The organism is Sphingopyxis sp. PAMC25046 (assembly GCF_004795895.1).
Classification (GTDB): Bacteria; Pseudomonadota; Alphaproteobacteria; order Sphingomonadales; family Sphingomonadaceae; genus Sphingopyxis.
The window spans coordinates 859,975-880,242 of the sequence record NZ_CP039250.1 but is presented as its reverse complement, the minus strand read 5'-3'; the positions used below and the strand labels follow the sequence as shown (position 1 = coordinate 880,242).

The 20,268-nt window shown below is 66.3% G+C and carries 21 protein-coding genes; 11 read left to right on the top strand and 10 right to left on the bottom strand.

Annotated elements, in window-relative coordinates; genetic code table 11:
* Positions 1-87: 87 nt before the first annotated feature.
* Positions 88-1,407, top strand: a complete 1,320-nt coding sequence (locus E5675_RS04085; RefSeq protein WP_136173457.1) for a S41 family peptidase — start codon at positions 88-90, stop codon at positions 1,405-1,407.
* The gene (locus tag E5675_RS04080; RefSeq protein WP_136173456.1) at positions 1,391-1,870 is read left to right on the top strand and encodes a MarR family winged helix-turn-helix transcriptional regulator; all 480 of its coding nucleotides are present in this window, start codon (positions 1,391-1,393) and stop codon (positions 1,868-1,870) included. Before E5675_RS04085 ends, E5675_RS04080 begins: the two co-directional genes overlap by 17 nt.
* A gap of 1 nt (position 1,871) precedes the next feature.
* Here E5675_RS04080 and E5675_RS04075 read toward each other — a convergent pair whose 3' ends face one another.
* From E5675_RS04075 to E5675_RS04060, 4 genes are read right to left on the bottom strand one after another with little or no spacing between them, the layout of a single operon-like run.
* Entirely contained in the window at positions 1,872-2,351 is a 480-nt protein-coding gene (locus E5675_RS04075) for a GNAT family N-acetyltransferase (protein WP_136173455.1), read from the bottom strand.
* Between the two features lie 4 nt (positions 2,352-2,355).
* Positions 2,356-2,943 carry a hypothetical protein gene (locus E5675_RS04070; RefSeq protein ID WP_136173454.1) on the bottom strand — a complete coding sequence of 196 codons (588 nt, stop codon included), beginning with the start codon at positions 2,941-2,943 and terminating at the stop codon, positions 2,356-2,358.
* A gap of 3 nt (positions 2,944-2,946) precedes the next feature.
* A complete protein-coding gene (locus E5675_RS04065; RefSeq protein WP_136173453.1) occupies positions 2,947-3,339 on the bottom strand; it encodes an acyl-CoA thioesterase in 393 nt (130 codons plus the stop codon).
* Positions 3,336-4,586: a threonine ammonia-lyase gene (locus E5675_RS04060; protein ID WP_136173452.1), complete on the bottom strand. Its 1,251-nt coding sequence runs from the start codon at positions 4,584-4,586 to the stop codon at positions 3,336-3,338. Before E5675_RS04060 ends, E5675_RS04065 begins: the two co-directional genes overlap by 4 nt.
* A gap of 57 nt (positions 4,587-4,643) precedes the next feature.
* Between E5675_RS04060 and E5675_RS04055 the strand changes: the two genes are divergently transcribed.
* From E5675_RS04055 to E5675_RS04040, 4 genes are all read left to right on the top strand, one after another.
* Positions 4,644-5,522 (top strand): NAD(P)-dependent oxidoreductase, encoded by an 879-nt coding sequence (locus E5675_RS04055; RefSeq protein WP_136173451.1) that lies wholly within the window; start codon positions 4,644-4,646, stop codon positions 5,520-5,522.
* On the top strand, positions 5,519-7,183 hold the full coding sequence (locus E5675_RS04050; protein WP_136173450.1) for an amidohydrolase: 1,665 nt from the start codon (positions 5,519-5,521) through the stop codon (positions 7,181-7,183). Before E5675_RS04055 ends, E5675_RS04050 begins: the two co-directional genes overlap by 4 nt.
* On the top strand, positions 7,173-8,441 hold the full coding sequence (locus E5675_RS04045) for an FAD-dependent oxidoreductase (RefSeq protein ID WP_168707787.1): 1,269 nt from the start codon (positions 7,173-7,175) through the stop codon (positions 8,439-8,441). Before E5675_RS04050 ends, E5675_RS04045 begins: the two co-directional genes overlap by 11 nt.
* 112 nt (positions 8,442-8,553) lie before the next feature.
* Positions 8,554-9,702, top strand: coding sequence for an alpha-hydroxy acid oxidase (locus tag E5675_RS04040; RefSeq protein ID WP_136173448.1), 1,149 nt, complete (start codon positions 8,554-8,556; stop codon positions 9,700-9,702).
* Between the two features lie 89 nt (positions 9,703-9,791).
* Here E5675_RS04040 and E5675_RS04035 read toward each other — a convergent pair whose 3' ends face one another.
* Together E5675_RS04035 and E5675_RS04030 are read right to left on the bottom strand one after the other, a co-directional pair.
* On the bottom strand, positions 9,792-10,544 hold the full coding sequence (locus E5675_RS04035; protein ID WP_136173447.1) for a TorF family putative porin: 753 nt from the start codon (positions 10,542-10,544) through the stop codon (positions 9,792-9,794).
* A 235-nt stretch (positions 10,545-10,779) separates the two neighbouring features.
* Positions 10,780-11,532 carry a TorF family putative porin gene (locus tag E5675_RS04030; protein ID WP_136173446.1) on the bottom strand — a complete coding sequence of 251 codons (753 nt, stop codon included), beginning with the start codon at positions 11,530-11,532 and terminating at the stop codon, positions 10,780-10,782.
* A gap of 191 nt (positions 11,533-11,723) precedes the next feature.
* Between E5675_RS04030 and ispG the strand changes: the two genes are divergently transcribed.
* Both ispG and E5675_RS04020 read left to right on the top strand, forming a co-directional pair.
* The gene (ispG, locus tag E5675_RS04025) at positions 11,724-12,875 is read left to right on the top strand and encodes a flavodoxin-dependent (E)-4-hydroxy-3-methylbut-2-enyl-diphosphate synthase (RefSeq protein WP_136173445.1); all 1,152 of its coding nucleotides are present in this window, start codon (positions 11,724-11,726) and stop codon (positions 12,873-12,875) included.
* 203 nt (positions 12,876-13,078) lie between these two features.
* A complete protein-coding gene (locus tag E5675_RS04020; RefSeq protein ID WP_136173444.1) occupies positions 13,079-13,558 on the top strand; it encodes a GNAT family N-acetyltransferase in 480 nt (159 codons plus the stop codon).
* A 57-nt stretch (positions 13,559-13,615) separates the two neighbouring features.
* On the opposite strand, the gene E5675_RS04015 is transcribed toward E5675_RS04020, so the two are convergent.
* From E5675_RS04015 to E5675_RS04005, 3 genes are all read right to left on the bottom strand, one after another.
* Positions 13,616-14,722, bottom strand: a complete 1,107-nt coding sequence (locus E5675_RS04015) for a S41 family peptidase (protein ID WP_136173443.1) — start codon at positions 14,720-14,722, stop codon at positions 13,616-13,618.
* Positions 14,723-14,797: 75 nt separating this feature from the next.
* Complete coding sequence (locus E5675_RS04010; RefSeq protein ID WP_136173442.1) at positions 14,798-14,995, bottom strand: hypothetical protein; 198 nt, start codon at positions 14,993-14,995, stop codon at positions 14,798-14,800.
* The gene (locus E5675_RS04005) at positions 14,995-16,140 is read right to left on the bottom strand and encodes an acyltransferase family protein (RefSeq protein ID WP_136173441.1); all 1,146 of its coding nucleotides are present in this window, start codon (positions 16,138-16,140) and stop codon (positions 14,995-14,997) included. The genes E5675_RS04010 and E5675_RS04005 overlap by 1 nt, the downstream gene beginning before the upstream one ends.
* Positions 16,141-16,231: 91 nt before the next feature.
* On the opposite strand from E5675_RS04005, the gene E5675_RS04000 reads away from it, so the two are divergent.
* Entirely contained in the window at positions 16,232-17,083 is an 852-nt protein-coding gene (locus tag E5675_RS04000; protein WP_136173440.1) for a LytTR family transcriptional regulator DNA-binding domain-containing protein, read from the top strand.
* Between the two features lie 186 nt (positions 17,084-17,269).
* On the opposite strand, the gene E5675_RS03995 is transcribed toward E5675_RS04000, so the two are convergent.
* Positions 17,270-18,787 (bottom strand): carboxyl transferase domain-containing protein, encoded by a 1,518-nt coding sequence (locus E5675_RS03995; RefSeq protein ID WP_136173439.1) that lies wholly within the window; start codon positions 18,785-18,787, stop codon positions 17,270-17,272.
* Positions 18,788-18,843: 56 nt separating this feature from the next.
* Here E5675_RS03995 and E5675_RS03990 point away from each other — a divergent pair, with 56 nt between their 5' ends.
* A complete protein-coding gene (locus E5675_RS03990; protein WP_136173438.1) occupies positions 18,844-19,353 on the top strand; it encodes a thioredoxin family protein in 510 nt (169 codons plus the stop codon).
* On the top strand, positions 19,346-20,125 hold the full coding sequence (locus E5675_RS03985; protein ID WP_136173437.1) for an SDR family oxidoreductase: 780 nt from the start codon (positions 19,346-19,348) through the stop codon (positions 20,123-20,125). The genes E5675_RS03990 and E5675_RS03985 overlap by 8 nt, the downstream gene beginning before the upstream one ends.
* The last annotated feature ends 143 nt before the right edge of the window (positions 20,126-20,268 follow it).

The following is a 20,268-nucleotide window of genomic DNA, read 5'->3' as shown; positions in this document are numbered from 1 at the left end:
TTTTTTTCGCTGGCTCCCTTGCGTCTCTGAATAATACAATATATTGCGCAATATGTTGTATTATTCAGATCGCAGACGGGACACAGGATGAAGAACGGACGTTGGGCTATATTCCTTGCCGCCACGACCGCGTGGCTGGCGACCGTTGCCGCAGTGGATGAAGCCCCGCTCTCCCCGGCCGACAGGCGCGCCGTGGTCGAACAGCTCGGCCAAACGCTCGAAGCGAACTATGTCTATCCGGACAAGGCAAAGACGATCGCCGCGACCTTGCGGCGCAATCTCGATGCCGGCGACTATGACACCGCGCATGATCGCCCCGCCCTCGCGCGCGAGCTGACCGACGATCTGATTGCCGCGTCGGGCGACCTGCATTTCGCGGTCGGGGTCGATCCTATATGGGTCGCCAACTATGCCGCGAAAAAGGATCCCGCCCGCGCCGCTGCGCTGCGCGAAGAGGAACGTCGCGACGAAGCACGGCAGAATTTCGGCTTTTCGGGCCTGCGCTATCTCGACGGCAACATCGCCTATGTCGACCTCGCCCATTTCGCCGACCCCGAACTCGGCTATGACGCCGCCGCCGCGGCGATGCGCTTTATCGAAAATGGCGACGCGGTCATCTACGACCTGCGCTACAACAATGGCGGTCATCTGGAGATGGCGCAGCTGCTCGCGAGCCAGCTCTTTCCCGGCGACAGGGATCAGGAGCTGTTCGATTATGATTATAATCTCGACGGCCGCCGCGTCGAACGCGGCCAGTGGGTGCTTCCCGCGCTGCCGGCGAAGCGGCTAACCGGCAAGCCCGTCTATATCCTCACCGGCTCGACCAGCTTTTCCGCCGCCGAATGGTTCGCTTACACGCTCAAGAAACTCGGCCGCGCGACGCTGGTCGGCGAACGCACCGCGGGCGGCGCGCATCCGGTCGACCGCAAACCCGTGGGCCGCGATTTCTTCGTGCAGGTGCCGATCGGCCAGATCCGCGATCCCGTCGACCGCAGCGATTTCGAGGGGCAGGGCGTCGCGCCCGACCACCAGCTTGCCTCGGTCGACGCGCTCGCCTTCGCCCACCGCCTCGCGCTCGCCGATCTGGCCAAAGCCGATCCCGCGAAACGCGCCGACGCCGACTGGTTCGCCCCGCTGCTCGCGCCGCACGCGCCACCATCCGCCGCCGCACTCGAAGCGGTGACCGGCCGATACGAAGGGCGCCGCGTCGACCTTGTGGACGGAAAATTGCGCTATACATGGCGCGAACGGTTGCGCCTGACGCTCGAACCGCTCGGCGGCGACCTGCTGGCGATCGAGGGCGTGCGCGACTTCCGCTTTCGCATCGTTCGCAAAGGCGGCAAGGTCGTCGCGCTCGAACGCATCAACCGCGACGGAACGACCCAGACCTATGCCCGCCTCGACTGACATGGCCCCCGAAATCGACGATATCACCTTCCTCGGCCGCCTCAGCGAAGCGCTGAGCCAGCGGATCGAGGAACAGACGCGCCCGCTGTTCGACGGGGCCGGGATCGTCGTGCCGGTGCGGTCCTGCTCGCTGCTCACGGCGCTCAACGCGGTGGGCGAAGCTTCGGCTGCCGATCTTGCGCGCACGCTCGGCCAGTCGCACCAACTGGTGGTCCAGAAATGCCCCGCGCTGCTGCGGCTCGGCCTGATCACCCAGCACGCCGACCCCGCCGACGCGCGGCGCAAGGTTTTCCGGCTAACCGAAGCCGGCCACGACCAGCTCCGCCGGCTCGACGCCTACAGCGCCCGGATCCGGGAAGTTTACCGCGCGCTCTTCGAGGAGGTTGGCGATGTGCATGGAACGATATTGAAAGCGCTGAAGGCGCTCGACGCCCGGCCGCTCAGCGCGCGCTTCGCGGAATAGGTCAAAGCGCCCGGAACATCACCAGCGCATCGACGAAACCTTCGGTCGGATGCGCAAACGCCTCCGGCAACCGGCCGACGACCTCGAACCCCAGCGACTGCCACAGCCCGACCGCGCGGACATTGCTGCTCACGACGAAGTTGAACTGCATCGCACGAAAGCCGCGCGCTTTGGCATGGTCGATCGAATGCAGCGCCATCGCCCGCGCGACCCCGCGCCCCATGGCCGCCGCGCCGGTCACATAGCCCGCATTGGCGACATGCGCGCCCCCGCCCGCCTGGTTGGCGCGCAGATAATAGGTGCCGATGATGGCGCCGTCGGCCTCGGCGACGAACGCCTCCTTGTCCGCGTCGAACCAGTAAGCGAGCGCATCGCCCTCGCGCATGTCGCGGTCCAGCGTATAGGTCTCACCCGCGCGAATCACGGGTTCGAGAATCGCCCAGATCGCGGCGGAATCTGCGGGGGTGGCGGGCCGGATCATTTCTCTAGCTGACCCATATCGAGCTTGTGGCTCTGATGCGCCAACGTCCGCCCTTGTCGCGCTGCAGCTCGGCCGGGCCGCCGCCGCCTGCTAACGAGCCATAAGTGGTCGAAATCCAGATTTGTGCGTGCGCGCGATCTTTCGACACCACCGGCATGGATATCTCGACTATGACAAAGGGAAATTTCTCTTTCTCCCTTGTTGCCGCCTCGATCTTATCCTCGTCATGGAGGATGCGAGATGCAGCGAGCCACGCGCGAATATTCGCGCATGCTTCCACCGGCTTCACCTTAGCAACCACCGCGCCTTTGACGAAAAGATCGAGCAGCCTTTCGCCTTCGGCATCAATCACATGATCGCTGCGGAAATCAGCCGCGAATTCTTCCGCCTGCCTCCGCGTCATTGGATTGAGATGCGCGCTCTTCGAGGACACAGCCAGTTTCGCGCCGTTCTCGTAACGCAAATCCTTGAGTACCTGGAGAGCAATATCACAGGCTTCGTCGTCGTAACGCGGTTCCTGCTGCACGAGCGCCAAGGTAAAGACAATTATGGCCAGCGTGGCGAAAACGACGATGCCGGTGGTCTGCCGCATGGTCTAGCCAGCAAGGGGCGCGACGATGTCGTCGGTCACGCGCAGCGGCCGCCCGCTCGCCTTGTCGAGCAGCGCCCATACCGTCCGCGCCCGCACATGCACCTTGCCGTCCGCGCCGGTGAATTCCATGAAGCGGTCGAATTTCGCGCCCTGCGGCTTGTCGGCGACCCAGGTCCGCGCGGTCACCGTCTCGCCGGGGCCGAGCGCGCGCAGATAGTCGATCTCGTGCCGCACCACGACCCAGATATAGGCGTCTTTATGCGCCTCAGGCGCCGCCGCGTCCCAATGGCCCGTCGCGACCTGCTGAATCCACTGGACCCACACCGCATTGTTGACGTGCCCGAGCTCGTCGATGCTCTCGGGCGTCGCCGTCAGTTCGAGCGTAAACTCTCTCAAGCCAGCTCCACCGTCGTCACCATATAGCCCGCGTCGCGCAGCGAGGCGACGAGGCTGTCGAGATGTTCGCGGTCGCGCGCTTCGCACTCGATGTCGGTGATCAGGCCCTTGGCGGGCAAGGTCGTGAAGATGCGCTGGTGATAGATTTCGATGATGTTGACCTGCTTCTCGTCGAACAGCTTCATCACCTTGAACAGCGCGCCGGGGCGATCCTGCAGCCGGATGCGCAGCCGCGCGATGCGGCCCGAGCGCGCGAGGTCGCGGAGCAGCACGTTCGCGAGCAGCCGCGTGTCGATATTGCCCCCGGTGAGCACGAGGCCGACCTTGCGCCCGGTGAATTCTTCCGGATGCGCGAGCATCGCCGCGAGCCCTGCGGCGCCCGCGCCCTCGACCACCGTCTTTTCGATCTGGAGCAGCAGGCTCACCGCGCGCTCGAGATGGCGCTCGGCGACGAGCACGATGTCGTCGTTGAGTTCGGCCACCAGTTTGCGCGTGTAGCCGCCGGGCTCCTTGACCGCGATACCCTCGGCCAGCGTGTCGCCCTCGCACGCCATGTCGACGCCGTTCAGCTCGGCGTACATCGACGGATAAAGTTCGGCCTGCACGCCGACTAGGCGCATGTCATTCTTGATCCCGCGCGCCGCGGTGCCCATACCGGCAAGCAGCCCGCCGCCGCCGATCGGAACAATGAGGGTGTCGAGTTCGGGCACATCCTCGAGCATTTCGAGCGCCACCGTCCCCTGCCCCGCCGCGACATTCGGATGGTCGAAAGGATGGACGAAGGTGAGGCCGCGTTCCTTTTCGAGCTCGCGCGCATGGGCATAGGCGTCATCGAACTTTTCGCCGAACAGCACGATCGTCGCGCCGTGGCTCGCGGTTTGCGAAACCTTCACCTGCGGCGTCGTGCTCGGCATCACGATGGTGACGGGAACGCCGAGCCGCTTGCCATGATAGGCGAGGCCCTGTGCATGATTGCCCGCCGATGCCGCGATCACGCCGCGCGCGCGCGCTTCGGGGTCCATCAGCAGCAGCGCGTTCAATGCGCCGCGTTCCTTATACGCCGCGGTGAATTGCAGATTTTCGAACTTCAGCCACACCTCGGCGCCGACCATTTCGGACAGCGTCTGCGAATGGAGCGTCGGCGTCCGCACGACCGATCCGTTAATTCGCTCCGCCGCCGCGCGCACATCGTCCAATGTGATCGCCGGAAAATCGGCGGCGGAGGTCAGGGTGAGTTGATCGGTCATGGTGCCTCGCGCCCTAGCCCATCTGGCGCGCGAAGCAAACAATGCTATGGACCGCGCATGAGCGAACAAAAATTGCGCGTCACTTTCATCGGCACCGGCGTCATGGGCGGACCGATGGCAGGCCATCTCGTCAAGGCGGGGCACGCCCTCACCGTCTACAACCGCACGCGCGCCAAGGCCGACGCCTGGACCCGCCAGCATGGCGGCACGGCGGCAGCGACCCCGGCCGACGCCGCGAAGGACGCCGACGTCGTCCTCACCTGCGTCGGCAACGACGACGATCTCGCGCAGGTTACGCTCGGCCGCGACGGCGCGTTCAAGGCGATGAAAAAGGGCGCGCTGTTCATCGACCATACCACCGTCTCGGCGCGCATCGCGCGCCAGCTGTCGGTCGAGGCCGACGGGCTCGGCCTCCTCTGCCTCGACGCCCCCGTCTCGGGTGGCGAGGCGGGTGCGCAGAACGGCGCACTCTCTATCATGTGCGGCGGCAGCAAGGCCGCGTTCGACGCCGCCGCGCCGGTGATGCAGGCCTATGCCGCGCGCATGGTGCATATCGGCGGCCCCGGCGCGGGGCAGACCACGAAGATGGTCAATCAGATCGCGATCGCCGGGGTGATCGAAGGTCTGTCCGAAGCCCTGCGTTTCGCGCAGGCGTCGAAGCTCGACACCGACAAGGTGTTCGAGGCCGTGTCGGGCGGCGCCGCGGCGAGCTGGCAGATGCTCAACCGCTGGGGCACGATGGCGAAGGACGAATTCGATTTCGGCTTCGCGGTCGACTGGATGCGCAAGGATCTGGGGCTCGCGATCGACGAGGCGCGCGTCAACGGCGCGACGCTGCCCGTCGCCAGCCTCGTCGACCAATTCTACGCCGATGTGCAAAAGGCCGGCGGCGGCCGCAAGGATACAAGTTCGCTGGTGACGAGGCTGCCCAAGTGAGGCGCCTCCTGCTGGCCGCGCTGGCCCTCACCCTCGCCGCCCCCGCGCACGCCGACACGCTGATCGACAATGTCAACGGCATCACGCTCGACAAGGACGGCAAGCTCGTCCGCTTCACCGGCCTCGTCATCGATACCGAGGGCAAGGTGAAGCAGCTGCTCGACCGCAAGGACAAGCGCCCCGAACGCCCCGACTTCAAGCAGGACGGCAGGGGCCGCACGCTGATCCCCGGGCTGATCGAAGCGCACGGCCATGTCATGGGGCTCGGCTTCAAGCTGATGCTGCTCGACCTCTCGGACACCGGCAGCCTCGCCGAAGCGCAGGCGGCGATCCGCAAATATGCCGCCGAAAATCCCGAAATGCCGTGGATCATCGGCACGGGCTGGAATCAGGAGAAATGGGGCCTCGGCCGCTTCCCGACCGCCGCCGATCTCGACGCCGCAGTGCCGAACCGACCCGTCTGGCTCGAGCGCGTCGACGGCCATGCCGGCTGGGCGAACAGCGCCGCGATGGCGGCGGCAAAGATCACCCCCGCGAGCAAGTCGGCTGAGGGCGGCCGCATCGAAATGGAGGGCGGCAAGCCGTCGGGCGTCTTCGTCGATGCGGCGATGCGCCTGATCGACGCCGCCAAGCCCAAACCGCTCGCGCGCGACCTCGACCGCGCGCTCTACCTCGCGCAGCAGAAATTGCTCGAACAGGGCATCACGACGATCGCCGACATGGGCACGAGCATTCACGACTGGCAGGCGTTCCGCCGCGCGGGCGACAAGAAACAGCTCGCCGTCCGCATCCTCTCCTATGGCGGCGACATCGACAATATGGCGATCATCGCCGGGTCCGAGCCGACGCCGTGGCTCTATGACGACCGCCTCCGCATGGTCGGGGTGAAGCTCTTGCTCGACGGCGCGCTGGGTTCGCGCGGCGCGTGGCTGAAAGCGCCCTATGCCGACGCGCCGGGGCAGAAGGGCCTGCCCCTGCTCACCCCCGCGCAGCTTCGCAACAAGATGGTGCGCGCGTCGATGGACAAGTTTCAGGTCGCGATCCACGCCATTGGAGACGCTGCGAATGCCGAGGCGCTCGCGGCCATCGCCGACCTCACCGCCGACCTGCCCGGCGAGCGCCGCTGGCGCATCGAACATGCACAGATCATCGACCCCGCCGACATCGCGCGCTTTGCCGAGCTCAAGGTCATCGCCTCGATGCAGCCGATCCACCAGCCGAGCGACCGCGTGATGGCCGAAGCGCGGCTCGGTCCCGATCGCCTGAAAGGCGCCTATGCGTGGCGCAGCCTCCAGAATGCGGGCGTCCGCCTCGCCTTCGGTTCGGACGTGCCGGTCGAGAGCGCCAACCCCTTTCCCGGCATCGCCGCCGCCATTTCGCGCACCGATGCGAAGGGCGAGCCCTTCGGCGGCTGGCGCCCCGAGGAAGCGGTGAGCCGCGAGACCGCGCTCGACGGCTTCACGCGCACCGCGGCCTATGCGGGCTTCGCCGAGGACCGCATCGGTACGCTGATGCCGGGGATGCGCGCCGACTTCCTGATCGTCGACGCCGACCCGATGCTCGCGAGCCCCGACGAGATCCGCCGCATGGTGCCGCTCGAAACCTGGATCGGCGGCTATCGCTATTACAAGCAGAAGGAAGGCGCGACCGTTGGCCGGTGACGTACCCTCCCGCCGCGCGCTCCTTGCCGGCCTTGCGGCGGTGCCGGTCGCGGCTGCCGCCGCGGCGACCGAGCGCAAGGAGCGTCGCTCGAAAAAGCGCAAACCGGCGAAACCGAAAATCCAGCATGTCGACGTCGCGATCATCGGCGCCGGCGTGTTCGGCGCATGGACCGCGTGGCATCTGCTGCGCGCGGGCAAGTCGGTGCGGTTATTCGACGCCTATGGCGCGGGCAACGCGCGCAGCTCGTCGGGCGGGGCAAGCCGCGTCATCCGCATGGGATATGGCGCCGACGCGCTTTATTCGGAGATGGCGCGCGACTCGCTCAAATATTGGAAAGAGCTTTCCGACACCGCGAGCGCGCCAATCTTCCACAACACCGGCGTCCTGTGGTTCGCGCCGCAAGGCGACGCCTACACCGCGCAGTCGCTCGCCTGGCTGCAGGCGAACCGCGTCGGCCACGAACATGGCGACGTCAGCTGGCTGCAGAATAAATATCGCCAGATCCAATTCTATCAGGGCGAAACCGGCATCCTCGAGACCGAGGCGGGCGCGCTGATCGCCGCGCGCGGGGTGCAGGAGGTGATCGCCGACGCCCAGATCGCGGTCGAGCGCGTCGTCATGCCCGCGCCGCTCTTTTCAAAGCGCATCAAGAAGCACACGCTCCCCGACGGCGGCACCGCCGACCACCTTGTCTATTGTGCCGGCCCGTGGATCGCCGAACTCTTCCCGCAGCAGTTGATGAACAAGATCGTCGCGACGCGGCAGGAAGTCTATCATTTCGGCGCGCCGCAGGGCGACACGCGTTTTGCCCCGCCCGAGCTTCCCGTGTGGGCCGATTTCAACAACGGCCGCATCGTCTACGGCATCCCCGACCTCGAAGGCGCGGGGTTCAAGATCGCGATCGACGTCCATGGCCCGACGGTCGACCCCGACACTATGGAACGCCAGCTTACCCCCGCCGGCATCGCCGAGGCGCGCGCCTATATGCAGCGCCGTTTCCCCGGCCTCGCCTCCGCCCCCCTGCTCGGCGGGCGCGTCTGCCAGTACGAGAACAGCTCGAACGGCGATTATCTGATCGACCGCTTCCCGGGACAGGAGCATGTCTGGCTCGTCGGCGGCGGATCGGGGCACGGCTTCAAGAACGGCCCCGCGGTGGGAAAGCGGGTGGCGGCGCACATCCTCGATGCGAAGCTGGCGGTCGAACCGCGCTTCAGTTTCGCGACCAAGGGGACGGTCGCGGCAAGAACCGTCTTTTGATGGTGAACCGCCCTTCCCAGCTCCGTTCGTGTCGAGCGAAGTCGAGACACGCTGCGTTCGTGCAAGACCTCACGTGTCTCGACTTCGCTCGACACAAACGGAAACATGACAGGTGAAACTCACCGACTGCCACAATATCGACGATTTCCGCGCGCTCGCGAAACGCCGCCTGCCGTGGCCGGTGTTCGATTATATCGACGGCGCCGCCGACGACGAGGTGACGCGCCGCCGCAACCGCGAAGCGTTCGACAGCTGCGACCTCATACCCCGCGTCCTCGCCGGGGTCGAAAGCGTCGACATGAAGACGACGCTCTTCGGGCGCGAGATGGCGATGCCGCTCTTCCTTTCGCCCACCGCACTCCAGCGCCTGTTCCATTGGCAGGGCGAGCGCGCTGTGCTCCGCGCCGCGGCGAATGCCGGCACCGTCGCGGGCATATCCAGCCTCGCGACGATCGGCCTCGCCGAAGCCGGCGCGCTGACGAGCGGCCCCAAGCTCTTCCAGCTCTATGTCCACCACGACGAGGGGCTCAACCGGGCGATGCTCGACGCCGCGCGCGAAGCGAAATTCGACGCGGTCGCGCTCACCGTCGACACGATTGTCGGCGGCAACCGCGAACGCTGCCTGCGCTCGGGCTTCACCTCGCCGCCGCGCTTCACCGCGTCGAACATGCTGAGCTACGCCGCCAAGCCCGGCTGGGGGCTCAACTATATGCTCCGCGAAAAGTTCAGCCTGCCCAACCTCGCCACGCATGTGTCCGAAGGGTCGAGCGTCCCCAAATCGGTCGCCGAATATTTCACTTCGATGCTCGACCAGAGCCTCGACTGGAAACGCGCCGAGGCGATCCGCAAACAGTGGGGCGGTCCCTTCTGCCTCAAGGGCATCGTCGCTGTCGAGGATGCCAAGCGCGCGGTCGACATCGGCGCGAGTGCGATCATGGTCTCGAACCATGGCGGGCGACAACTCGACGGCAGCATTTCGCCCTTCGACGCGCTCGCCGCCATCGTCGATGCGGTCGGCGACAGGGTCGAGGTGATCTGCGACGGCGGCATCACGCGCGGCACCCATGTGCTGAAAGCGCTGTCGGTCGGCGCCAAGGCCTGCTCGGGCGGCCGCCTCTATCTCTATGCGCTCGCGGCGGCGGGCGAGGATGGCGTCGCGCGCGCAATCGCCCTGCTCCGCGCCGAGATCGAGCGCGGCATGAAATTGATGGGGGCCAAGACCCTCGCCGATCTCGGCCCCCATAATCTGCGCTGGCGTTGAGCCCTCCTGCTTTCGTCATTCCCGCAAAAAAGGGGACGGCCTCCCCCGAAGCCGTCCCCTTCGCGCGTGGTCGCTGACCCGCAGGGCGATCAGAAAGATGCGCCCAGCGTAAAGACCACGGTTGGATCGTAAAGCGTGTCGACGGCCTTGACGCCCGTCTTTTTAACGTCGGTGTCGATATATTGCGCCGAGAAAGTCAGCGGGCCGGCAGCGAAGGACGCGCCGAGCGACCAGTCGACATATTTGCCATCGGGCGACACGAGGCCGAGCGACCCGTCGTTATAGCCGATTCCCGCGGTCAGCGTGACCGGCGTGCCGGGAATGCCGTATCCGGCGCCGAGGTTCAGATAGATATTGTCCTGATCGCCGAGCGAATCCTGCTTGGGCGCATAGGCGACCATGCCGGTGACCGAAACGGGGCCGATATCGTGCGACAGTTTGCCGATGCCTTCGAAATAGTCGGTCGGCGCGCCGCCGTCGTCGCTGCCCGGGTAGGTGTACCAGGTCACGCCGATATCGGCCGTCGTACCCGGTGCGATTTCGGTGTTGAAGCCGCCATAGACGTCGAGTTCGAACTTGCCATAGGCGGGGCTGTCGGGAAGCGACGAACCCCAGACGCCGGCATAGAAGCCGCTTTCGTGGCTGACGGTCAGCGTCGGCTGCACCGCGACCTTTTCGTTCGACAGCGAAATGCCGCGGAAACGATAGTCGCTCGTGACCGCAATGCCGCCCGAAAGCGTGAACGGGCCGGCGGCAGCTTCTTCTTCCTGGGCAAAGGCCGGGGTGGACATCGCCGTCGCGGCGACAAGCGCGCCAAGGCACGCGCGGACAAGAGTTTTCATGGACAGATCCCTGTTCGTTGATGGATCGTCCCTGCCTGCCGCACGGCTGCCAGCCTCTTTTCGGGTCTGGTCCCGTCGTGCGTGCGTCGATGTTCACCACTTTGGTGCGACGCACAAATGAAAAAGTTCCACGCGCCGTGTTAAAACGGGACGATGCGACTTTTGTGCAACAGTTGGCTATGAATAAATGGGCTGAGTGAAATTATATTATACAAAATCGCCCGTCGAAGCGCGGTCAGAACGATAAGCCGAGCGTCAGTACCAAGGTTGGTTCGTAAAGCGTATCGACCGCCTTCACGCCGGTCTTCTTGATGTCGGTGTCGACATAGCGCGCCGACAGCGTCGCCGGACCGACGACATAGGATGCACCGACCGACCAGTCGACATAGTCGCCCGGCGGCGCGGTCAGCGCGAGCGAGCCGTCGGAATAACCGACCCCAGCGTGGACCGTGACCGGTGTGTTCGGGATGCCGGACGAAACGCCGAGGTTATAATACCAGCTGTCGCCCATCGAGCGCTGCGCAGGCGCATAGGCGATGGTTCCGGTCGCCGAAAGCGGGCCGATGTCGTGCGACAGCTTGCCGCTGAACTCGAAATAATCGGCAGGTCCGGCCCAGTTCCGGTTGCCCGGATAGCCGTACCAGATCACCCCGACATCGACCGAGGTGCCCGGCGCGATCTCGGTCGCATAGCCGCCGTAAAGGTCGAGCTCGAACTTCCCCGACAACGGATTGTCGGGCATCGTCGATCCCCAGACGCCGACGTAAAGGCCGCTTTCGTGGCCGAGCGTCAGCGTCGGTTGCAGCGCGATTTCCTCGTCCGACAGCGAAATGCCGCGGAAACGATAGTCGCTGACGACCGCGACCTCGCCCGACAGCGAAAGCGGCCCGCCGCCGCGGGTAATCGGATCATCCTGGGCAAAGGCGGGGACCGGCATGGCCGCGGCCGCGAGCAACAGGCCGGCACCGGCCGTGTCGAAAAAACGCATCAATATTCTTTCATCTCTGGCCCGAAACGCCGATCGCGCCACGCGGTGCGGTCGGAAAGGGTGGCCCGTATCGGGTCAGCATAAAGCCGCGAATGTCGCGCTACAAGCCGCGCGCCATCGCTTGGCTTTGCCAAGCCGCCGCGGGACGGCTAAAGAGCGGCGCATATCTCCCCATCTGCCGAGCACTATCAATGAGCGATCACAATCCCGGCCTGCGCCCATGGCGCGACATTGCACGACGCGCGTGCCGCCAGATCATGGTCGGCACCGTCCCGGTCGGCGGCGGCGCGCCGATCAGCGTCCAGACGATGACGAACACGCTGACGAGCGATCCGGTCGCGACGATCGACCAGATCCGCCGCTGCGAGGACGCGGGCGCCGACCTGATCCGCGTCTCGTGCCCCGACACCGATTCGACCGCGGCGCTGGGGAAGATCGTCCGCGCGTCGCGCATCCCGATCATCGCCGACATCCACTTCCACTACAAGCGCGCGCTCGAAGCCGCCGACGCCGGCGCCGCCTGCCTGCGCATCAACCCCGGCAACATCGGCAGCAGCGAGCGCGTCGGCGAGGTGGTGCGCGCGGCGAAGGCGAACGGCTGCGCGATCCGCATCGGGGTCAACGCGGGGTCGCTGGAAAAGGATCTGCTCGAAAAATATGGCGAGCCCTGCCCCGAGGCACTCGTCGAAAGCGCGCTCGACCATATCAAGCTGCTGCAGGACCACGACTTCCACGAATATAAGGTCGCGGTGAAGGCGAGCGACGTCTTCCTCGCGGTCGCCGCCTATGCGCAGCTCGCCGACGCGGTCGACTGTCCGCTGCACCTCGGCATCACCGAGGCGGGCGGGCTGATCGGCGGAACGGTCAAGTCGGCGCTCGGCATCGGCAATCTCCTCTGGGCCGGAATCGGCGACACGATCCGCGTCAGCCTCTCGGCCGAACCCGAAGAAGAGGTCCGCGTCGGCTATGAAATCCTGAAGTCTCTCGGTCTCCGCACCCGCGGCGTCCGCGTCGTATCCTGCCCCAGCTGCGCGCGCCAGGGCTTCGACGTCATCCGCACCGTGCAGGCGCTCGAAGAAGCGCTGAGCCACATCAAGACCCCGATGTCGCTCTCGGTTCTGGGCTGCGTCGTCAACGGCCCCGGCGAAGCGCGCGAGACCGACATCGGCATCACCGGCGGCGGCAACGGCAAGCATATGGTCTTCCTCTCGGGGGTCACCGACCACCATGTCGAGGACGCCGACATGATCGGCCACATCGTCAAGCTCGTCGAAGCGAAGGCCGCCCAGATCGAGGCGGGCAGCGCGGTGAGCATGGACGTGACGCACGGCAAGGCGGCGTAGGCGGGCTTCCGATTAGGGGTGGGGGGCTGCCATTGCATGCTCTCACTTTCGTCATCCCGGGCTTGACCCGGGACCCGCCTTTTCTTCCTGACGACGGCGAATAGGCAAGGCAGGCCCCGGGTCAAGCCCGGGGTGACGGTAATGGGAATGCCCGCTTCCGGTCGAAATTTGACAGCGAACGCCCGACCCGACAGAGCGCCATCATGACCCTATCGATCCGCCCCGCCACGCCCGCCGACCTGCCGCTGATCGCGCAGTTCATTCGCGACCTCGCCGATTATGAAAAGCTGGCGCACGAAGTCCGCTTCGACGAGGCGAAGCTCGCCGCCAACCTGTTCGGCCCCCGCCCCTATGCCGAGGTCGTGATCGGCGAATTGGACGGGAGCCCACAGGGCTTCGCGCTCTTCTTTCACAATTTTTCGACGTTCGAAGGGCGCCCCGGCATCTATCTCGAGGATCTGTTCGTCCGCCCCGAAGCGCGCGGATCGGGGCTCGGCAAGGCGCTGCTCGCGCACCTCGCCGAGCTTTGCGTCGAGCGTGATTGCGCGCGGCTCGAATGGTCGGTGCTCGACTGGAATGCGCCGTCGATCGGTTTCTACCGGAGCCTCGGCGCCGGGCTGATGGACGAATGGACGGTGATGCGAGTCGATGGCGAGGCGCTGACCAAGCTGGCGGGTTCCTGACCCGAAATTCCGTTCGCATCGAGCGAAGTCGAGATGCGAACGGAATTTTGAAGCTGCCTATTTCGCGCCGCGCGGCTTCCGCCGTTCCATCGGCCAGCTCGGCATGCGCGCGTCGGACAGGCGCTTCGCCTCGGCGGGCGCGACGCCCAGCTCGGTCAGCGCGCGCGCGAGCGCATCGGCCGGGGCGACCGCGATATCGGGCAAGACCCCCTCACCCTCCCAGTCCTTGCCCGTCACCGGGTCATAGGTACGCCCGACAGGGATGAAGGCCCCATAGCCGCCGCCCAGATCCTCGCCGCGCCCGAAATGATTGGCGCCCGCGGTCGGCGCGCCGACCAGCGTGCCGCGCCCCGTGTGCTTCATCGCGAGCGCAAAATGCTCGGCCGCCGACGCGCTCGCGCCCGATGTCAGCACATAGATCTTCGCATCGCGCAGCCGCGTGTCGGCGTTCGGCGTCGCCCAATGTTCGCGCGCGACCATGCCCGCATCGCCCTTCGCCATCCGCATCGAGGCGATGCCCGCGATCGGCGAGCCGCCTTCGGCGTCGACCGACGCGCGCGTCGCCATCGTCACCAGCCGCGTTTCCTTGCCGAACAGCCAGGGGAAGATGACGTCCATCTGGTCTAGCCCGCCGCCATTGTGGGTGCGGATGTCGAAGATGATCGCCTTCGCGTCGGCGTGGTCGGCCATGAATTTCGCCGCCTCGGCCGTCACCGCATCGTCCATCGGAAAGACGTTGAAGCGCACAAAGGCGATCCCCGGCGCGATCCATCCCGCCTGCTCGACCGGCGCTTTTTTCGGGCGGGGTGCGGGCGTCGCGCCGCCCGGCGCGGGCACGGCGCCCGCCGCCGCTTCGGGAACGCGCAGCCGCAGATGCCCGTCGGGCGACACCGCATTCACGTCGCTATCGATCGCGGTGCCCAGCGCCTCGCCGGAAAGCCCCTTGTAGCGGCCCGCGGCGATCGCGGCGCGGATCGCGTCTGCATATTTTTTGCCCGTTTCGGGATAGAGATAGTCACGCTCGAGCAGCGCCGCATATTTTTCGGCGATCGCATCGGCGCCGGCCTCGTCGGCCGCGAGCGCGGGAGACGGCGTGAGCAAGGGGGCCGCAGCCATTCCGGCAGCGAGCAACAATGCCGACATAACAAGCGACGAACGAATCATTCCTGTCTCCAATCCGGTCCCGGCGGATCGAAGTGTATCACATCATCAACACAGATCAACTACATTTGTAGTCGTCTATTTCTTGCGCGCGAACCAGACCAGAACCGCCCCGACCACCATCGTCACAACGCCGTTGCGCGTCCACACGGTGTCACCCAGCATGAAGCTGCTCGCCGGCCAGCGCACGATGTCGAGCCCCTGCAACGCCCATAGCCCGCCGACGAGGATCATCGCGACACCGACGATCGTCATCATGCCTTTCAACGCACCCATCAAACCCTCCCCGCTTTTCGCCGCAATCCGATCAGCGGCCGCAGCCAGCCAATGCTGCGCCCGATCGCATAGAAAAGCCAGCATCCGGTGACCGTCGCGACGATCAGGGTCCAAAAGGACGGGAGTGCCGCCACCCCCGCGCGCAGCAAATACCAGCCGGCGACGACGATGATCGTCTGGTGGATGATGTAAAAGGGGAAGACCGCTTCGGCGAGCGTCGCGCGCCGCGGATGATCGCGGTTCCACCAGCGGTCGGCGACCCCGACGAGCGCGACGATCGCCGCCCACCCCTGTACCAGCCGCACGACCATGAAGGGGGTAACGATTCCCGCCGGCGGCGGCCCCTCGCCCGGCGCCGCCCACATCGCCCAGACGATCCAGACATAAGCGGCCACCGCGAGCACCGCCGCGACCGGCCAGCAGCGCGCCACCGCGTCGAACAGCGCCGGACGCACACGCAGCAACCAGCCGATGAAGAAGGGGACAAGGAAATGGAGGTGCGCCGGCCCGTCATCGAACAGCGCGTGCGTGTCGCGATGCCCGGGGAAGGCGAGCAGGATGGCGAGCCACACAGCGAATGGCGTGACCAGCATCCCCCAGCCGCCGAGCCACCGCGCTGCCGCATCGGCGATCCGCGCGCGCGCCGCGACAGGAAACAGGACGAGCAGCAGCGCGGCCAGCGCGGTATAGACGTACAGGTAAACGACGAACCACAGATGCTGCCAGGTCGGCAGGACGATGCCCTCGAGCGTCCCGAAGCGGAAATAATCGTAGAGCCAGAAATGCGCGAAGCCATGCGCATAGCCATGCTGCGTCACCAGCTCGATCCACGGCTGCACCGGGATGATCACGACGATGCCGAAAGCAAGCGGGATCAGCAGCCGCGCGCTCCGCGACCGCATAAATGCGCCCGCCTCTTCCGTCTTCGCAAACAGCGCCGCGCTCGCATAGCCCGACACGAGGAACAGCAAAGGCAACCGCCAGCTGTTCGTCGCCATCATCGGGATCTGTACCCAGTCCATCGGCGCCGCGATTTTGACATGCCAGCCCCACGGCACGAAGTACATGCCGATGTGATAGAAGATCAGCAAGCCGAAGGCGCCGATGCGCAGCCAGTCCATTCCGTAATGCCGTGTCGTCGTCATCTGCCCAAATCTCCTTTGCGGGGCCTGCGGCAGCCGCTAATCGAAAGGGCGGACGGCGGGCGATCCCGGCGGGACGAACAGCGGGGCCGGAGTGACGGACAAGCAAGCCATGGGGACGAGCGGCGGCACAGCGGGGACGAGCGGCTTCAGCGCGCGCGCACTCACCGCACTGCTGCTGACGGCGATCTTCCTCTTCGGGCTCGTCCGCATCACCGCCAACGTCTATTCCTACATCGCCGACCGGCAGGGCGCCGGCCTCGCCACCTCGCCGACGATCGCCTGGATGCTCGAAGGAAGCAGCCTCGCCGCCTGGGTGGTGATGATGATCCCCTGCTGGTTCGCGGTCGGGCGCATCCGCCCGCCGCGCGTTCCGCTGCCCGCGACGGTTGCGATCCACGCGCTGCTCGCGATCCCGGTCTCGCTCGGCCATATCGCGCTGATGGTCGCCTTTCGCACGATGCTGTGGTGGACGATGGGGTTGGACTATGATTTCACCTCGCCCGACGGATCGCCGATCCTCTACGAATTGCGCAAGGATCTCTCGGCCTATGCCGAGCTCGTCTTCATCCTCTTCCTCGTCCAGTGGCTCGTCGCGCGCTACGCCGCGCCGCCGGCAAAGACGCCCGAACGCAGAACGCTCGCGATCGGCGACGGGTCGGTCACGCACCATCTCCCGGCCGACGAGATCGAGCATGTCGCGGCCGCGGGCAATTATGTCGAGGTCGCGTGGCGGGGCCAGCGCCTGCTCCACCGCGCAACGCTGACGGCGATCGAGGGCGAACTCGCCGGCTCGGGCTTCGCGCGCATCCATCGCGGCCGCCTGGTCCGCCGGGACGCCGTGCGGCGCGTGGTCACGCTGAAGAGCGGGGACTTCGACGTCGAGATGGAAAGCGGCGAGACGCTGCGCGGCAGCCGACGTTATCGCGAGAATGTCGAGGGGTGACGCAGGACCTTCCCCCTTGATGGGGGAAGGATATGAAGCCTTATCGCGAAGAGGTTAGGCGCGGTTGGATGGGGGTGATGATGGTCCTCGCGCCGTCGCGTCGGGCCGAAACCGCGCCCCCACCGCTGCGACTAGGGCGCAAGCGCCCAAGCCTCGCTGCCTCCCCCATCAAGGGGGACGGGGGCTTTATGGAAGCACCCGCCACGCCAGCTCGGCAAATTCGCACAGCAACGGCCGCGTATCGCGCGGATCGATGATATCCTCGACGCCGAATTTCTCCGCCGTACGAAAGGGCGAGCGCACGCGGTTCAATCGCTCGCGGATCGCCTCCAGATGCGCCGCCGGGTCCTCGGCGGCCTCGAGCTCGCTCTTGTACGCGACCTCGACCCCGCCCTCGATCGGCAGGCTGCCCCAGTCGCCCGACGGCCAGGCGAAGCGGTACTGGAAGCGCTCGGCGTTCGACATTGCGCTCCCCGCGATCCCGTAAGCGCGCCGCACGACGACCGAGGCGAGCGGCACCGTCGCGCGGTAGATCGCGTTCATCGCCTGCACGCCATAGCGGATCGTCCCCGTCCGCTCGGCCTCGCCGCCGATCATGAAGCCCGGATTGTCGACAAGGTGGACGATCGGCAGCCGGAACTGGTCGGCCATCTTGACGAAACGCTCGGCCTTCTCGCTCGTCTTCGCGTCCCACGACCCGCCGAGATACGACGGGTCGCTCGCAAGCACCGCGACCGGATAGCCGTCGAGCCGCGCGAACGCTGTAATAACCGCCCGCCCCCAGCGCGCGCCCATCTCGAAGACACTGCCCGCATCGAACACCGCATTCGCGATGCGCCGCATCGAATAAACCTGCTTCGCCTCGCGCGGCACGACCGACAGCAAGGCCTCGTCGCGGCGATCGACCGGATCGCTGCATTCGGCCCTCAGCGCGCGGTCATGGATCGACGAGGGCAGGTAGGAGAGGAAGCGCCGCGCCGCCGCGAAAGCCTCGGCCTCGCTCGCCACCTCGTCGTCGACCACCCCGTTGCGCGTATGCACATCGCTGCCGCCCAGCTCCTCGCGGTCGAGCGTATCGCCGATCGCGGCGGCGACCGCCGGCCCCGCCGCGAACAGCTGCGACAATCCGCGCACCATCACGCTGTAATGGCTCGCCACTACCCGCGCCGCGCCCAGCCCCGCGGTCGGCCCCAGCGCCAGCGCGACCACCGGCACCGTGTCGAGGTTGGCGATGATCTCGTCCCAGCCGGGAACGTGCGGGATATAGGTATAGCCCATATCTTCCAGCGTCTTCACCGATCCCCCGCCGCCAGTGCCGTCGATCATGCGGATCAGCGGCAGGCGATATTCATGCGCCATCGCCTCGCACTGGACGAACTTGCGGTGCAGCGCCGCATCGGCCGCGCCGCCGCGCACGGTAAAATCGTCGGCGCTCGCGACGACGGGCCGGCCATCGATATTCGCGCGCCCAAAGATGAAATTGCTCGCGGCCAGATCTTCCAGCTCGCCGTCGGCGCCATATTTGCCGCGCCCGGCAATCTTGCCGATCTCGCGAAAGCTGCCCGGATCGACGATGCCCGCGAGCCGCGCGCGTGCGTCCATCTTGCCACGCCCGTGCTGGCGCGCGACCTTTTCGTCGCCGCCCATCTTCTCGGCCATCGCGCGGCGCTGCCCGAGTTCACTTACTTCTTTTTTCCAACTCATGCGGCGAAGGCTATCTTACGTTGACGGAAACGTCATGCAAAACCTATCGTCGCCGCATGACCCGCCCGATCGCCCTCGCCCTCACCGCCGCATTGATGACGCTCGCGCCCGCCACCGCGGCCGAAAAGCGCACGCTCCCCGGCATCGAGGAGCCATACAAGACCGACGCCTTCATCGCCGACCCGATGCCCGCGATCGACGCCGCACTCGCGCGGGCAAAGGCGTCGGGCAAGCCCGTGCTGCTCATCATGGGCACCGGCGCCTGCCACGACAGCGCCTGGCTCGCCAACCTGCTCACGACCGGCCGCTTCGCTCCCGTCCGCGCCCGCTACGAAATCGTCTACGCCGACATCGGCATGCCGCATGTGAAGGATCAAGGGCGGAATCCCGACGTTCCCAAACGGTTCGGCTTCCGGATCAAGGGCACGCCGACGGTGGCGATCCTCGATGCCGAGGGCACCGTGCGCAACCGCAAGGCCGCCCCCAAATGGCGCAACGCCGCGAGCCGCAGCGACGACGACATCTATAACGAATTGATGGGCCAGGAGAGAGAGCGACATGACTGACATGAACCTTGCCGGGCGCGTCGCGCTCGTCAGCGGGGCCTCGCGCGGGATCGGCCGCGGCATCGCGATGGGCCTTGCCGAAGCCGGCGCCGACGTAGCGGTCAACTATACGCGCGGCGAGGACGCCGCCGCCGAAACCGTCGCCGCGATTCAGGCGCTCGGCCGCAAGGCGAAGGCCTATCAGGCCTCGGTCACCGACGAGGCGGCCTGCGCCGCGATGGTCGCGGCGGTCGAAGCCGATTTCGGGCCCATATCGATCCTGGTCAACAACGCCGGCATCGCGAGCCGCGGGCAGTCGGTGGCCGACACCGACCCCGCCGAGGTCGACAAGCTCTTCGCCGTCCACGCCGCGGGCCCGCACCGCCTGTCGCGTCTCGCGCTGCCGCAGCTCCGCCAGCACAAGCGCAGCGACATCATCGTGATTTCGAGCATCGCCACCTATGTGAACTCGCCGAACGGCGCCCCCTACACGATGGCCAAGGCCGCGGGCGAAGCCTTGGCGCTGACGCTCGCCAAGGAGGAGCTCGCCAACGGCGTCCGCGTCAACATCGTCGCCCCCGCGCTCACCGTCAGCGACATGGGCGAAAAACTCTCGCGCGCGATAACCGGCAACGCCGACATCCACCACCTCGACGCCAAAATGCCCTTCGGCCGCGTCGCCGTCCCCGCCGATGTGGCGGCAGCGGTCGTGTGGTTCGTGAGCGACGCGAACAGCTATTGTTCGGGCCAGAAACTCAACATCGACGGCGCGGGACAGGCGACCTTTCGGTAAATATTCCCCTCTTTGCTGCCTAGTCAAATCTGGGTGAGGGGTATGCGAGCCGAGGGCTCGCGCGGCGCTGTGCTCCGCTCACCCTCATCCAAGTCCGCCTAATCGCCTGCGGCGATAAGGCTCCCTATCCTTCTCCCCTCAAG

Coding starts and splice junctions, on each gene's coding strand:
- E5675_RS04085 (WP_136173457.1), top strand. CDS start 88: ATGAAGAACGGACGTTGGGCTATATTCCTTGCCGCCACGACCGCGTGG.
- E5675_RS04080 (WP_136173456.1), top strand. CDS start 1,391: ATGCCCGCCTCGACTGACATGGCCCCCGAAATCGACGATATCACCTTC.
- E5675_RS04075 (WP_136173455.1), bottom strand. CDS start 2,351: ATGATCCGGCCCGCCACCCCCGCAGATTCCGCCGCGATCTGGGCGATT.
- E5675_RS04070 (WP_136173454.1), bottom strand. CDS start 2,943: ATGCGGCAGACCACCGGCATCGTCGTTTTCGCCACGCTGGCCATAATT.
- E5675_RS04060 (WP_136173452.1), bottom strand. CDS start 4,586: ATGACCGATCAACTCACCCTGACCTCCGCCGCCGATTTTCCGGCGATC.
- E5675_RS04055 (WP_136173451.1), top strand. CDS start 4,644: ATGAGCGAACAAAAATTGCGCGTCACTTTCATCGGCACCGGCGTCATG.
- E5675_RS04035 (WP_136173447.1), bottom strand. CDS start 10,544: ATGAAAACTCTTGTCCGCGCGTGCCTTGGCGCGCTTGTCGCCGCGACG.
- E5675_RS04030 (WP_136173446.1), bottom strand. CDS start 11,532: ATGCGTTTTTTCGACACGGCCGGTGCCGGCCTGTTGCTCGCGGCCGCG.
- ispG (WP_136173445.1), top strand. CDS start 11,724: ATGAGCGATCACAATCCCGGCCTGCGCCCATGGCGCGACATTGCACGA.
- E5675_RS04020 (WP_136173444.1), top strand. CDS start 13,079: ATGACCCTATCGATCCGCCCCGCCACGCCCGCCGACCTGCCGCTGATC.
- E5675_RS04015 (WP_136173443.1), bottom strand. CDS start 14,722: ATGATTCGTTCGTCGCTTGTTATGTCGGCATTGTTGCTCGCTGCCGGA.
- E5675_RS04010 (WP_136173442.1), bottom strand. CDS start 14,995: ATGGGTGCGTTGAAAGGCATGATGACGATCGTCGGTGTCGCGATGATC.
- E5675_RS04005 (WP_136173441.1), bottom strand. CDS start 16,140: ATGACGACGACACGGCATTACGGAATGGACTGGCTGCGCATCGGCGCC.
- E5675_RS03995 (WP_136173439.1), bottom strand. CDS start 18,787: ATGAGTTGGAAAAAAGAAGTAAGTGAACTCGGGCAGCGCCGCGCGATG.
- E5675_RS03990 (WP_136173438.1), top strand. CDS start 18,844: ATGACCCGCCCGATCGCCCTCGCCCTCACCGCCGCATTGATGACGCTC.
- E5675_RS03985 (WP_136173437.1), top strand. CDS start 19,346: ATGACTGACATGAACCTTGCCGGGCGCGTCGCGCTCGTCAGCGGGGCC.